The 12,943-nt window shown below is 35.9% G+C and carries 14 protein-coding genes and 1 pseudogene; 11 read left to right on the top strand and 4 right to left on the bottom strand.

The features are described 5' to 3' along the window. Positions 1-366 precede the first annotated feature (366 nt). Positions 367-1,485 (top strand): glutamate 5-kinase, encoded by a 1,119-nt coding sequence (gene proB, locus MHI02_RS06750; RefSeq protein WP_060667517.1) that lies wholly within the window; start codon positions 367-369, stop codon positions 1,483-1,485. Beyond that, positions 1,482-2,729 (top strand): glutamate-5-semialdehyde dehydrogenase, encoded by a 1,248-nt coding sequence (locus MHI02_RS06755; RefSeq protein WP_341165780.1) that lies wholly within the window; start codon positions 1,482-1,484, stop codon positions 2,727-2,729. Before proB ends, MHI02_RS06755 begins: the two co-directional genes overlap by 4 nt. A 278-nt stretch (positions 2,730-3,007) precedes the next feature. Here the strand turns inward: MHI02_RS06755 and MHI02_RS06760 are convergent, their stop codons facing one another. Then, positions 3,008-3,304, bottom strand: a complete 297-nt coding sequence (locus MHI02_RS06760) for a hypothetical protein (RefSeq protein ID WP_052771714.1) — start codon at positions 3,302-3,304, stop codon at positions 3,008-3,010. Between the two features lie 391 nt (positions 3,305-3,695). Between MHI02_RS06760 and MHI02_RS06765 the strand changes: the two genes are divergently transcribed. From MHI02_RS06765 to MHI02_RS06775, 3 genes are all read left to right on the top strand, one after another. Beyond that, positions 3,696-4,550, top strand: a complete 855-nt coding sequence (locus tag MHI02_RS06765; RefSeq protein WP_047185217.1) for an SPFH domain-containing protein — start codon at positions 3,696-3,698, stop codon at positions 4,548-4,550. Positions 4,551-4,562: 12 nt separating this feature from the next. Then, positions 4,563-4,736 carry a hypothetical protein gene (locus MHI02_RS06770; protein ID WP_047185218.1) on the top strand — a complete coding sequence of 58 codons (174 nt, stop codon included), beginning with the start codon at positions 4,563-4,565 and terminating at the stop codon, positions 4,734-4,736. A gap of 73 nt (positions 4,737-4,809) precedes the next feature. Continuing rightward, on the top strand, positions 4,810-5,517 hold the full coding sequence (locus tag MHI02_RS06775; RefSeq protein ID WP_341165781.1) for an MOSC domain-containing protein: 708 nt from the start codon (positions 4,810-4,812) through the stop codon (positions 5,515-5,517). Between the two features lie 87 nt (positions 5,518-5,604). Here the strand turns inward: MHI02_RS06775 and MHI02_RS06780 are convergent, their stop codons facing one another. Further along, a complete protein-coding gene (locus tag MHI02_RS06780; protein ID WP_047185220.1) occupies positions 5,605-6,072 on the bottom strand; it encodes an S-ribosylhomocysteine lyase in 468 nt (155 codons plus the stop codon). Positions 6,073-6,216: 144 nt separating this feature from the next. On the opposite strand from MHI02_RS06780, the gene menC reads away from it, so the two are divergent. Further along, positions 6,217-7,332, top strand: coding sequence for an o-succinylbenzoate synthase (gene menC, locus MHI02_RS06785; protein ID WP_216883698.1), 1,116 nt, complete (start codon positions 6,217-6,219; stop codon positions 7,330-7,332). Continuing rightward, entirely contained in the window at positions 7,308-8,288 is a 981-nt protein-coding gene (locus MHI02_RS06790; protein WP_052771715.1) for an MBL fold metallo-hydrolase, read from the top strand. Before menC ends, MHI02_RS06790 begins: the two co-directional genes overlap by 25 nt. A gap of 183 nt (positions 8,289-8,471) precedes the next feature. On the opposite strand, the gene MHI02_RS06795 is transcribed toward MHI02_RS06790, so the two are convergent. Beyond that, positions 8,472-8,846 carry a hypothetical protein gene (locus MHI02_RS06795; RefSeq protein ID WP_244986929.1) on the bottom strand — a complete coding sequence of 125 codons (375 nt, stop codon included), beginning with the start codon at positions 8,844-8,846 and terminating at the stop codon, positions 8,472-8,474. A gap of 269 nt (positions 8,847-9,115) precedes the next feature. On the opposite strand from MHI02_RS06795, the gene MHI02_RS06800 reads away from it, so the two are divergent. The 4 genes and pseudogenes from MHI02_RS06800 (at position 9,116) to MHI02_RS06815 (ending at position 10,838) form a co-directional block, all read left to right on the top strand. Then, the gene (locus MHI02_RS06800; RefSeq protein WP_257457562.1) at positions 9,116-9,244 is read left to right on the top strand and encodes a hypothetical protein; all 129 of its coding nucleotides are present in this window, start codon (positions 9,116-9,118) and stop codon (positions 9,242-9,244) included. 16 nt (positions 9,245-9,260) lie between these two features. Further along, positions 9,261-10,340, top strand: a pseudogene (locus MHI02_RS06805) (AMP-binding protein); the annotation flags it as partial. Positions 10,341-10,434: 94 nt separating this feature from the next. Further along, on the top strand, positions 10,435-10,569 hold the full coding sequence (sspL, locus tag MHI02_RS06810) for a small, acid-soluble spore protein L (RefSeq protein ID WP_084824069.1): 135 nt from the start codon (positions 10,435-10,437) through the stop codon (positions 10,567-10,569). A gap of 17 nt (positions 10,570-10,586) precedes the next feature. Beyond that, complete coding sequence (locus MHI02_RS06815; protein ID WP_047185324.1) at positions 10,587-10,838, top strand: sigma-G-dependent sporulation-specific acid-soluble spore protein CsgA; 252 nt, start codon at positions 10,587-10,589, stop codon at positions 10,836-10,838. A gap of 154 nt (positions 10,839-10,992) precedes the next feature. On the opposite strand, the gene MHI02_RS06820 is transcribed toward MHI02_RS06815, so the two are convergent. Continuing rightward, the gene (locus MHI02_RS06820; RefSeq protein ID WP_341165782.1) at positions 10,993-12,708 is read right to left on the bottom strand and encodes an IS1634 family transposase; all 1,716 of its coding nucleotides are present in this window, start codon (positions 12,706-12,708) and stop codon (positions 10,993-10,995) included. Between the last annotated feature and the right edge of the window lie 235 nt (positions 12,709-12,943).

Genomic DNA, 12,943 nt, shown 5'->3' on the forward strand with positions numbered 1-12,943 from the left:
TTTTCTACCAATGTTTAACTATTGACATATATACGGTTTCTATACATAATAATGGTAATAGATTAGAACGTTTAGGAAGGACTAGTAAGTGAACCTTGCAGTGTAAGAGAGTGGAGTTAATTGCTGGGAGATTCCGCCACAGGCAAATCACTGAACCTACCTTCATCAGTCCTTTGTGAAAACATTGGCGTCTCTTCAACGTTATATGAAGAAAAGTGGGATGTATAAACATCCAAAAATGGTGGTACCGCGGAAGCAGAGCTCTTTCGTCCTTTTAAACATGAAGGATGATTGGGCTTTTTTTATTTAATTGGACTTGCAACTTGAATCTTATAAATTATCATTATAAAACAGGAGCAGAGATAAATGGCAAAGGAACGAATTGTGGTTAAAATCGGAAGTAGTTCATTAACGAATGAACAAGGGGAAATTGATCATAAGAAATTAGAAGACCATGTACATGCGATAGCTGCATTAAGAGAGAATAACCATGAAGTCGTTTTGGTTTCATCTGGTGCCGTAGCAGCGGGTTTTAAAAGATTAGGTTATTCTTCGCGTCCAGTAACCATAAAAGGGAAACAAGCTGCAGCCGCTGTTGGACAAAGTTTGCTTATTCAGACCTATTTGGATAAGTTTCATGAATATGATGTAACTGCCGCTTTAATTTTACTAACCCGTTCGGACTTTTCGAATAGGGAGCGATATCGAAATGCATTCGCTACATTAAGTGAGCTATTGGATCGAGGTATTTTGCCGATTATTAATGAGAATGATACGGTATCCATTGATGAGTTAACTTTTGGTGATAATGATATGCTATCAGCCTTAGTCAGTGGTTTCGTTCATGCAGATCGCTTGATTATATTAACAGATATAAATGGAATCTATGATGGAAATCCAAGGACGAATCCAGATGCGAAAAAATTTGATTATTTAGATACGGTAGATGATGAGATGTTTCATGCAGTAGATTCAAATGGTTCCAAAGTTGGTACTGGAGGAATGAAATCAAAATTACTCGCTGCAAGAACCGCTCTTTCCTTAGGCGTTCCTGTTTTCATCGGTCAGGGAGAAGGGAAAAATAAATTACTTAACGTATTAAGTGGTAAAGGAAATGGAACTTATATAAGTAATAAGAAATTAACTTGGGTAAATACAAATAAACAATGGATTGGTTTACATTCAGAATCATCTGGTAAAGTGTATGTTGACCAAGGAGCAGAAGAGGCGATCCTCTATCATGGCAGTAGTTTATTGTCTCCCGGTGTGTTTAAAGTTCAAGGTTTATTTGAAGAAGGGGACGTCGTTGAAGTTCTAAGCAAGAACGGTCTCCTTGGAAAAGGACAAGTGAAATGTTCTTCTAGTGAATTAAATAAAAGTATAGAATTACGTAGAGAAGAAGGAGCTACTCGAATTCCGGCAATTGAGGTGATACATCGCGATCAGTGGGTTGTGGTGAAAAAGATTGGGGAGGTAATCGAATGAGTGAAGTACAATTTAAGGGGAAAAAAGCACAAGAAGCAAGTTATCAAATGACAACATTAACAACAGAGGATAAAAATGAGGCATTAGCCTTAGTTGCAGAGCAAATCGTTGCAGATAAAGATGTGATCTTAGAGGAAAATAAGAAAGATATACAAGATGGTAGACAAAAGGGGCTTACTGAAGCTGTTTTAGATAGAATTTTTCTTGATAAGGCTCGAATCGAAGGAATGGCTGAAGGAATGGGACAGGTTATTGACTTAAAAGATCCAATCGGTGAAACGTTAGAAACGATAGAAAAGGAAAATGGCTTATATATTGAAAGAAAAAGAGTTCCTATCGGGGTAGTAGGGATGATTTATGAAGCGAGACCAAATGTCACCATTGATGCAGCAGCACTAACATTAAAAACGGGTAATGCAGTTATATTAAGAGGTAGCTCTTCTGCCAAGTACTCAAACATTGCATTAATGAAATCCGTTCATAAAGCATTAGAAAAAAGTTCTGTTCCAGTAGGTGCTGTTCAGTTAATAGAAGATACAAGCAGAGAAACAGCTAAGGAACTTTTCCGTCTGAATGAATATTTGGATGTTCTAATCCCAAGAGGTGGGAAGAACTTAATTGATACAGTAGTACGAGAATCAACTGTTCCAGTAATTGAAACAGGTGCGGGAAATTGTCATATCTTTATTGACGAATCCGCTAAGAAATCAATGACTGAGGAAATTGTTTTAAATGCCAAGTTACAACGACCTTCTGTTTGTAATGCGATTGAAACTCTTCTTATTCATCCAGCCTGGTTTGAGAAAAATGGTGTTAACCTGTTAAACCTGTTGAAAGAGAATCAAGTGGAAATTTATGGGGATGAGGCTGTATGCGAAGCGTTCCCAGAAGCGAAAGCCGCTACGGAAGAAGATTGGGCTACAGAGTATTTAGGATTAACAATCAGTGTAAAATTAGTTGATCATGTAACGGCTGCTGTTGCACATATTAATCAATACGGTACAAGACATTCGGAAGCTATTATTACCGAAGATGACAAAAACGCACAGATTTTCCAAAATGGTGTAGATGCCGCTGCTGTGTATCACAATGCTTCTACTAGATTTACGGATGGATTTGAATTCGGTTATGGAGCTGAAATTGGCATCAGTACACAAAAACTTCATGCAAGAGGACCAATGGGATTACCTGCTTTAACATCCAGTAAATTTTTTATAAATGGTAACGGACAAATAAGAAAATAAGTAGAAAGGCCATCACGATTGTGGTGGCTTTTGTTATCTTATAAAATTTACTCTTATCACTGTGTTTCTAGCTGTGGCGTTTTCGTATTTATAGAAGAATACTAGAAATTGGATTTTATGGATGAAGAAGATCAACTACTACATTCTAAGGTTTAGCTGTGAAACCTACACCCACAATAGTTTAAGTGATATAACGTGGTTTCCGAATAGCGCTCAAATAGGAAAAGAAGCTGTTATTTAAGGTTTTCCCTTTAAAACAGCTTCCTAACTAAAATTAATTAAAAAAACTTCATTAATGATCCCATTTGTCTCAGCATATTAATTCCATTTGTAACGTTTCCCACGTGTCCCATCACCGTTTGTAATCCTTGTAGTCCAGAAGTTGGTGCTTGTTGACCTTGGGTTGGATTTAAAAAAGGATGTGGCTGTCGTTCTATTCGATTAGCTGGCCAATTTCTTTGTATGTTGCCTGGAGGGAATGGTCTCCTTCCCGGGGTTGGAGGGTAAAATGGTCTCCTCCTTGGATTAGGAGGGTAAAACGGTCTTCTTCCTGGATTTGGGGGATAAAATGGCATATTTATTCACCTCCTATTAGTTTCTCAAATTCTTTAACATTCCTAACTAACAATATGACAAGTGTTTTGAAAACGAAATAGTGAATGATCAACGGACAATAAAGAAAGATTTTAATACTGTTCAACAATTGGTTATCAACAAGGTATGAAAAAAGATAAACATTTGGAAAGGCTAAAATCAAATATGGGTCACTTTCTTCATAAAAATGGTTGTTTGTTTAAACTTAGTAGGTAATTTAATCCCGATCCTCGTATAATGGGGACAGGTTTAATATAAAAGCATCTTCAACCGGTGAATATTTATTATTCCAAGAGACATAGTTCAAATTGACAGAATAATCCTAAATATGATATCATAATAATATGAAAGTGAAATGAAAGGATTGATATCATGGATGGACTTCGTGAGAAACAAGCATGGAGATTAAATGGCTTTTTAGGAATTTTGATTATTGCTATACTTTTGGCTGGAGCAGTATTTAGTATTTTGGAACAGCGATTTGTAATTGGTGGGATTTTAATAGTTCTTGCCATCACACTAGCCTCTGGAATTACATTGGTACAACCAAATCAATCGGTCGTAGTTATGTTTTTGGGGAAATATATGGGAACCATTAGGCAAGAGGGAATTGCGCTTACCATCCCATTTACGGTTAGAAGAACGATTTCACTTCGCGTTAGGAATTTTAACAGTAATAGATTGAAAGTAAATGACGTTAACGGGAATCCGATTGAAATTGCGGCTGTTATCGTATTCAAAGTGGTTGATGCAGCAAAGGCTGTATTCGATGTGGATCAATATGAAAAATTTGTAGAGATTCAAAGTGAAACAGCAATCAGAACGGTTGCAACGAAATACCCTTATGATTCGTATGAAAACAATGATCTTTCCCTACGTGGTAACGCGGACGAAGTATCACAGGAATTATTAGTTGAATTACAAGAAAGATTAAAAGTTGCAGGTGTAGAAGTCATCGAAGCAAGGCTAACGCACTTGGCCTACTCTACAGAAATTGCGCAAGCGATGCTCCAGCGTCAACAAGCAAGTGCCATCATTGCTGCACGTAAGCAAATTGTAGATGGGGCAGTAGGAATGGCAGAAGATGCGATTCAAAGATTAGAAAAAGAAGGAATTGTCGATTTAGATGAAGAACGTAAAGTAGCTATGATAAACAATTTACTTGTTTCTATCGTTTCCGATAATGGCGCACAACCAGTAATCAATACTGGATCACTATACCAATAAAGTAGGGCTATTATGGCTAAAAAGAAGAATTTTCCTTTACGAATTGATCCAACGCTATATAAAGTTATTGAATCATGGGCAAATGATGAATTTCGAAGTGTAAACAGTCACATCGAGTATTTATTGCGTGAACAAGCAAAAAAGGCAGGAAGATTGCCAAATAAACGTGATGAGAACGGGTCATAGCTTTTGCATTAAGGCATTCGCAAAGTTTCGCAGCGAATGCCAAGTTTTTTAATTGTACTAGGAGGTGATTGTTATGAATAATCCTTATGTTCAAAATTTGTTAGTAGGAAAAGTTAAGCAAATTGGAAAACCCGAAGCTAAAAATCCGATGGAGCGTGAGTGGGAGAGTGGTATATTTAAGGACACTGCTCACGATAAGAAATGGCTTAGTAATAGTGGGTTAGCAGGAGATGAAGTTGCAGATAAGAAAAATCATGGAGGATCGGAAAAAGCTGTTTTCGCTTATTCAACAAAACATTATGATACATGGAAATTGGAGCTTGATATACATATTGGGATTGGGGCAATGGGTGAAAATATCGCAGTTAATTATTTGGATGAGGAAACGGTTTGTATAGGAGATACTTATCAATTCGGTGATGCAATTATTCAGGTATCTCAACCGCGTAGACCTTGTTGGAAACCAGCGTGTCGCTTTAAGATCATAGATTTTGCTTTACGAATCCAGAATACGGGGAGAACGGGATGGTATTTTCGGGTTTTAAAAGAGGGGTTTGTTCAAGAAAAACAAAATCTTATTCTGTTAGAACGGCCTTATCCAGAATGGACCATTTCAAAATGTAATGAAGTGATGTATGAAAGAAAAGATGACTTACAACTTGCGAAGGATCTTGCTTCCTGCGAATTTTTGGCATCCAATTGGCGGCAAACATTGGAGAAGCGGTTGGAAGGGAAAGAATCTTCTGTTGAAAAGCGGGTGTTTGGCCCAAATAAAGCTTGAATTAGATTTAAAAAAACACCTCAAAAGTTTGATTTCACTCAACTTTTGAGGTGTGTTATTAAGCTATAAAGGATTTAATGGATTTAATTACTCTCCAAATACGTCTTTCCATTCATTTCGTTTTGCTAGCATTTCACGAGCTAATTCCTTCGCGCCTTCTAAGCTGTGGCTAGCAGCCCAGCCACATTGTACCTCATTACATGCCGGAACTTCTTCTGCTTTCAAAACATCTTCTAATGTTTTTTCGATTGTATCTAAAATGCCATCGTAATTATCGTCATTTAAAACGGTGAGGTAGAAACCAGTTTGACATCCCATTGGGCTTAAATCCACAATCGTACTGTGGTGGTTTCTAATTAATTCGGCCATTAAATGCTCTAATGAATGTAAAGCAGGCATTTCCATATGTGCTTTATTAGGTTGTTTAAAACGAAGGTCATATTTATGAATAATATCTCCATTTGCACCTTCTGTAATACCTGCTAAGCGAATGTATGGTGCTTGAACTTTAGTATGATCGAGGTTGAAACTTTCCACGTTCATTTTTTTAACCATTTTTTCACCCCTAAACTTTTAAATTATCAATCTATATTTCATAGTAACATATTTGGATGTACCTGATAAGTGGGCAATAACTGGAGAACTCTAAGGGTTCTATTCTATAATAAGGTAAAGAATATGTTCCGGGAGGACATCATAATGACAATACCATTAAAGAAAATAGTCCTAAGAAAATTAAACATGCGACTGAAAAATCCATTTATAACGAGTTTTGGAACGACTCAAGATAAGGAGTTTTTTGTAATAGAAGTTTATGATGGGGAAGGAAACTGTGGATACGGGGAATCGGTCGCGTTTTCAGAGCCTTGGTATACGGAAGAGACGGTAAAAACAACACAACATATGTTAGAGGATTTTTTGATTCCTATTTTGAAGAGAAGTAGGTTGACCCACCCAAACGATGTTTCTAAGGTGTTTCAGCCGATAAGAAGAAATAATATGGCTAAGGCAGCTATAGAAGGTGCGATTTGGGACTTATATGCTAAACGAGAAAATGTTTCATTAAGCAAAGCACTTGGTGGAGATAAGAAGAAAATAGAAGTAGGAATAAGTATTGGGATTCAGCCAACTATCAAAGATTTAATTGAGAAAATAGAGGATGCACTTCAAATAGGGTATAAGCGAATAAAATTAAAAATTAAACCGGGGGCAGATATTGAAGTATTAAGGGAAGTGCGCTCCCATTTTCCGGATACAGCAATTATGGCAGATGCAAATTCTGCCTACAGTTTAGAGGATATTAATCATTTGAAAAAAATAGATGAATTAAATCTTATGATGATAGAACAACCTTTGGCACATGATGATATTGTTGAACATGCTAAATTGCAAAAGGAAATGGATACCCCGATTTGTTTAGATGAAAGTATTCATTCTTTGGAAGATGTTAGAAAAGCATTTGAATTAGGAAGCTGTAAAATAATCAATATTAAAATAGGACGAGTTGGCGGGCTAACAGAGGCTAAAAGGATTCATGACTTTTGCCAAGAACATCAGATGGAAGTTTGGTGTGGTGGAATGCTTGAAGCGGGAATAGGTAGGGCTCACAATATAGCATTAACCACTTTGCCACAATTTGTTCTCCCAGGAGATACTGCTGGTTCGCAAAATTATTGGGAAAAAGATATTATTACACCGGAAGTAGTTGTGGAACAAGGTATGATTGAAGTTCCGATAAAACCAGGAATTGGATTTGAAATTAATAAAAAAATAATGGATGAATTTACCGAATGGAAAAAGGAAATAGCAATTTAAAGAAAGAAGGAAGAATTATGTTAACAGAGATTACTGAAGGAATACAAAGATTAATCGTAACATTTCCGATGGGGATGGGAGATGTCAATAGTTATTTAATTGAAGGAGAAAATGGTTATACCGTAATTGATACAGGTGCTAATTTAGATGAAGCTGTTGAAATATGGAAAGACGTATTAGATACAGGTATCAAGATAGAAAAGGTAGTTATAACTCATACACACGAAGATCATGTTGGACTAGCTCGTTGGTTCCAAGAGACAGTTGGCGTTCCTGTTGCTATACCAAAAATAAGTATGAAAGAAATGGAGAAAGCATTAAATCAAGATTTAGAACAAGTAAGAGCATATATCAAAAAGTATGATGGACCTAATCTACCTAATTTTTATTTTGAAAATAAGAGGATTTTTGCTTTTCAACCAGATGAAACGTTTGAAAATCACCAAAAAATTAAACTAGGTGACGATTTATATGAAACCATATGGACTCCGGGTCACGCATATGATCATTTTTGTTTCTACAATAAAGAAAAGAACGTTCTCATTGTTGGAGACCATGTATTAAAAGATGTTTCCCCGGTAGTTGGTGTATGGACTGCTGAAGAAGAAGGGAATCCATTACAAGACTATTTCCAGTCGTTGGAAGTTATCAAAGGTTATTCTCCTAAAATTGCTTTGACAGGACATGGAGAACCGATTTATGAATTTAAAAAACGTGTAACGGAATTGCAAGAGAGACATATGATGCGTCTTGAAGAAGTACATGCTGCTGTAAAAGATGAATATAAAACTGTTAAACAAGTATGTGAAGAGATCTATGGTACGATGAACATTATCATTGACTTAAGTGCATTCATGGCGACTTTTACAAGGTTGATTTATTTAGAAAATATAAAAAGGGTAGACAGAAAAAAGATAAATGGAAAAGTATTTTTTAAAGCTAGGAAAGAAGAATAAGATGGAAATGCTATGAAGCACAACAAGATAGTCGTGCTTCATAGCATTTTAGGCTAGAATGTCCTTGGAAAAAATAGCTTTTACCTATCGTTATTGTCCGACTGTCTAAGCGCGGAATCTTGCCATCTTTGATATAAGTAAACGACAGGTACGGTAATAGCAATCATAACAAAGAGTCCGAAATTAGACATATTGTTCATCGTATACAGCCCAACCTTCTGAAAGATAAAAGGACTTATAATAAGAGCTTGAATGAAAATCGATAATCCAGTTCGCAATTAGGAATAGCCAAAAATTCGAGTACGTAAAATAAAACATATAAATGGTTATTACAATCAAAAAACCATATACGAAAGATGAAATGTTGGTAAGAAAGAAAATATTGTTTTCCTCGTGTACATCCCACCAATTCCATACTTCAGCGATTTGGAAAATAACTGTATATAATACAGCCACAAATAGACCTACTGGCATAAAACGCTTTACGCGTTGTGAATCTAAAGGGAGTAATAAAAACCAGGGGGCTATAAATAGAATCCATGAAATAATTTGACCCATCACAAAAACCTCCAATTCAGAAAAGATTTGGCATTAGCCAGACCTATAACGTTGGGTGCAGTAAGGAAAGGATTTTTTACTCTTACTACCTATAAATGGTATATTTCCCGTGCACTCGAGAAATATTCTATCATTATGGAACCCCCCACTAGACGTTGAGATGAAAAAAAGTGTAGTAGTTAATTGATTAAAGTACATTACTGAATTAAAATAATAGATAGAAAATTCTTTAAAATAGATGCATCTAATTTTCTTTAAGGAGTGATGGGATGACCGTTCATACACAAGCTGAATTAGATAAAATGGTAAGGCGTGCAAGAAGAAATACACTCGGTGATTTATTGGAACGTACGAAAGACCGTTATCCAAAATATGTTGTCTGTAGCAAGAGAAGGTAAGCCGACAGAAACAATTGAAGCGGATATCGATGACGACGATCTTGCTCACGTTTTGTATACGAGTGGAACGGAATCGAAACCAAAGGGTGTTATGTTAACGCACAAAAGTATTATCAGCGAGTATATGAGCACGGTAATAGATGCAAAAATGGAAACGAATGATGTGGTGATTCATGCCTTGCCACTATATCACAGCGCACAACTCCATGTCTTTTTAGGACCGAGTGTTTATATGGGGGCAAGTGGTGTTATTCTTGGTTCGGCAACTCCTGAAGCGATTCTCAAAACCATTGAAGAGAAGAAGGTAACATCCCTATTCTGTCCACCGACTGTTTGGATTGGATTATTGCGTCATCCGGATTTTGAAATGTTTGATTTATCTTCTTTAAGAAAAGGGTATTATGGAGCGGCCATTATGCCACGAGAAGTGATTAAGGAGTTAAGTGAGCGGCTTCCTAACATGCAACTTTGGAATTGTTATGGTCAAACGGAAGTAGCGCCTTTAGTTACTGTCCTAAGACCTGAAGACCAATTAAAAAAACTCGGTTCAGCTGGAAAAGCAGTTTTAAACTGTCAAACTAAAATAGTAGATGAAAATGACCAAGAGGTAGCTACTGGTGAAATAGGAGAAATTGTCCATCGAACTCCACATGCAATGAAAGGATATTTGCATAATCCTGAAAAAACGGCAGAAGCATTTCGAAATGGGTGGTTTCATAGCGGGGATTTAGGTGTTATGGACGAAGATGGATATATTACAATAGTTGATCGAAAAAAGGATATGATCAATACTGGCGGTGTCAATGTTTCAAGTAGAGAGGTAGAAGAACTTATTTACCAGTTAGATGGAGTATCAGAAGTTGCGGTTATTGGAGTTCCAGATGCATTCTGGATTGAAGCGGTCACTGCTATTGTTGTACCAAAAGACGGAAAATCTTTATCAAAAGATGAAATATTAGCTTATTGTAAACAAAAATTATCCAAATTTAAAATACCTAAATATATCGTCATTACGAATGAACTGCCGAAAAATCCAAGTGGAAAAATACTAAAACGTTCATTACGAAAAACGTATGAGGACATTGCTATAGAATAGTTGGCAGGAGCGAAACAATATTGTTTCGCTCTTTTTCGTATTAATTAGGATATAATGAAAAATTTTAGAAACACTATGATTGGAGGTGTTAATCATGACGGATAAGAAATCGAGAAACAAAAGAGTCAATTCAAGTGTGAATCCTCAAGGTTTAACAGAAGATGTTGCTGATCAACTGCCAAAATCACAATTAGAGCAGCGGGCAAAAAAGAAAAATACGAAGATCTAAGTAAGAGGTGAATGATCATAGATAACACACTAAGATATCTGCGGGAGTCATTATCCAATTATAGTGAAAATGAAGTTTGTCAACATATTATAAAGAAAATAGAACAGAACCACTATAAAAGTGAAAAGGAATTCGTAGATGATCTAGAAGAATCAGAAGTTGCATACTTAGATAATGTACTGGAAAATGAATTGAACTACGCGAAGAATGTACAAAATGACGAAAGAGTTCAGCAATTAACAGAAGTTTTTGAGATTTTGTTTGTGTAAATTCTGCATAGGTCAAAAATGGTTAGGAAAAATTTACTATTGCCATTTATGATAGGAACGTGTAATATATAGTCTCATGTTTGACACTGGAAATCGCCAAAAACACTGCTAAATCAATGTTTATGGCGATTTTTTTAAGGCATAAAACTGCGTACTATTTTTCCCTTTTGGTTTGTTTAAAAATTTTTTTCATATTTTTTTGAGTAACTATTTCGTAGTCAGTTCTAAAGCCAAATGCATCATGTAATGCATCCGTAATTTCTGTTCGAGTATATACAGGTATGTATCCTTCTCCATCCAATTCTCGCATGTTCATATTTCTTAACGTACTAATTAATTCAGAACATGTAAATCTTTCATCCAACTTTTTTTCTAGAATGCGATACATCAATAAGGATAGAAAACATGTTAAAAAATGTGCCTTTATTTGTGCTTCTCTTTGCAGGTAAACTGGTCGAGCCTGGAATTCACTTTTTAAGATTCGGAAAGTCTCCTCAATCTCCCATCGTCCATGATTTATCTTGATAATTTCCTCGATAGTTGATTCTAGATTGGTACATACGGCATAAAATCCGTCATACATGGATTCCTTATCAATCTGGTCTTGATTCAGAGTTGCTTGAGTTTTGTCCGCAACTTCGCCATTGTCTGTTACATGTGTAGCTTTTATGAATCTTTTTGGGTCATTCTGATTATGTTTATTCAGCGAGCTTGGATTTTCCACCTTTTTCTTCGCTCGTTCAACTTGTTTAGCTCGAATGGATGATTGATAACGCTGATAAACAGGGGAGTAGGTGACAATTAACTTTTGTTCTAGATCATTTTCCTTGATCCAACGCTCTTTGTAGTACGTTCTCTGGTCATTTTCGAGATTGCGAATGTCATTCAAATTTATCTTTTTATTACTTCCTGGTATTCGCCACCCTTCAGGATCCAGAGACCATTCCTTCAAAAATTTCTTCAGTTTTTTAATAGATTGCGTAGTTACAAAGGCACGTTTCCCTTGAGTATTATATATCCGATTCTTATTTGAAGATAGACCGGCATCTGTACATACAACAAATTTTGAAAGGTTAAAATCCTTTAAAATACGACGTTCTAAAGGTTTTAAGGTTGTTTGTTCATTTCTATTTCCGGGAGTCATACTAAAAGCTAGTGGAAGGCCTGACCCATCCATGAACAGTCCCATTTGAACAATTGGGTTGGGGCGATTTTCTTTAGAAACTCCATATTGTTTTAAACCGTCTTCTTCTTCGATTTCAAAGAAAAAGTTTGTGCAGTCATAATATAGAATCTGTGTGTTTCTATCCACTACATTTAGACTGTTTTTATACACCATTTCCTCTATGTAATCTGATTGCTCGGCGAGGACACCAAGTGCCCGATAAATTTGATGTGACTGAAAATGTGCAGGTTCAAGTAAGTCTTTCGAATGTTCAAACGTTCCTTTTTTAGAGGTCGGATGTAGAATCCGTAAATAAAGAAGGCGCGAAAGTATTTCATTCAGATCATATTTGAATTCATACTCCTGAGATATCTTCTGGCAAATTTTATCCAGTTTTAACCCATGGTAAATAGATTGTAAAAAGAGGTAACCAGCATTAAATAGCGTCTGTTTATTCAATGGTATTTGCTTGGCAGGACTGTATTTGGTGACGATTTTATAGTTTCGTTCCTTTTCTTCCAGTGTTAACTTTTTAGCGTATTCTTTTGCCCAGGTATAGGGATCCACACCAGGATGCTTTTCTAAAATTTCTTTGTCATTTCCCAAGGCTTCAACAACTTTGGTTGTCCTTTTATTGCCCCGATAAATATCTTTAATTACAAAATAAGACTTGGAATTTTTAGAACGACTCACTTTAATACGCATAAAATTACCCCCAAAGCAGCTAATGTTACCTTAATTATAGTATATTACGAAATGTTACGCAATAAAATTATGAAAAATTTGACAAAAAAATAAAGCCGTACCAAGGCTTTTGCGCGTTTTTTTTATTTTAGGGTGTCAAACTCCCGAGATTTTGTTTGTGTAAATTCTGCATAGGTCAAAAATGGTTAGGAAAAATTTACTATTGCCATTTATGATAGGAACGTGTAATATATAG

Source organism: Oceanobacillus sp. FSL K6-0118, from assembly GCF_038006665.1.
GTDB lineage: Bacteria > Bacillota > Bacilli > Bacillales > Amphibacillaceae > Oceanobacillus > Oceanobacillus caeni.

Bases quoted from the DNA above. Each gene is read 5' to 3' on its own strand.
- MHI02_RS06755 (WP_341165780.1), top strand. From the start codon at position 1,482: ATGAGTGAAGTACAATTTAAGGGGAAAAAAGCACAAGAAGCAAGTTAT.
- menC (WP_216883698.1), top strand. From the start codon at position 6,217: ATGACAATACCATTAAAGAAAATAGTCCTAAGAAAATTAAACATGCGA.
- MHI02_RS06800 (WP_257457562.1), top strand. From the start codon at position 9,116: ATGACCGTTCATACACAAGCTGAATTAGATAAAATGGTAAGGCGTGCA.
- MHI02_RS06775 (WP_341165781.1), top strand. From the start codon at position 4,810: ATGAATAATCCTTATGTTCAAAATTTGTTAGTAGGAAAAGTTAAGCAA.
- MHI02_RS06780 (WP_047185220.1), bottom strand. From the start codon at position 6,072: ATGGTTAAAAAAATGAACGTGGAAAGTTTCAACCTCGATCATACTAAA.
- proB (WP_060667517.1), top strand. From the start codon at position 367: ATGGCAAAGGAACGAATTGTGGTTAAAATCGGAAGTAGTTCATTAACG.
- MHI02_RS06765 (WP_047185217.1), top strand. From the start codon at position 3,696: ATGGATGGACTTCGTGAGAAACAAGCATGGAGATTAAATGGCTTTTTA.
- MHI02_RS06760 (WP_052771714.1), bottom strand. From the start codon at position 3,304: ATGCCATTTTATCCCCCAAATCCAGGAAGAAGACCGTTTTACCCTCCT.
- MHI02_RS06820 (WP_341165782.1), bottom strand. From the start codon at position 12,708: ATGCGTATTAAAGTGAGTCGTTCTAAAAATTCCAAGTCTTATTTTGTA.
- MHI02_RS06790 (WP_052771715.1), top strand. From the start codon at position 7,308: ATGGAAAAAGGAAATAGCAATTTAAAGAAAGAAGGAAGAATTATGTTA.
- sspL (WP_084824069.1), top strand. From the start codon at position 10,435: ATGACGGATAAGAAATCGAGAAACAAAAGAGTCAATTCAAGTGTGAAT.
- MHI02_RS06795 (WP_244986929.1), bottom strand. From the start codon at position 8,846: ATGGGTCAAATTATTTCATGGATTCTATTTATAGCCCCCTGGTTTTTA.
- MHI02_RS06770 (WP_047185218.1), top strand. From the start codon at position 4,563: ATGGCTAAAAAGAAGAATTTTCCTTTACGAATTGATCCAACGCTATAT.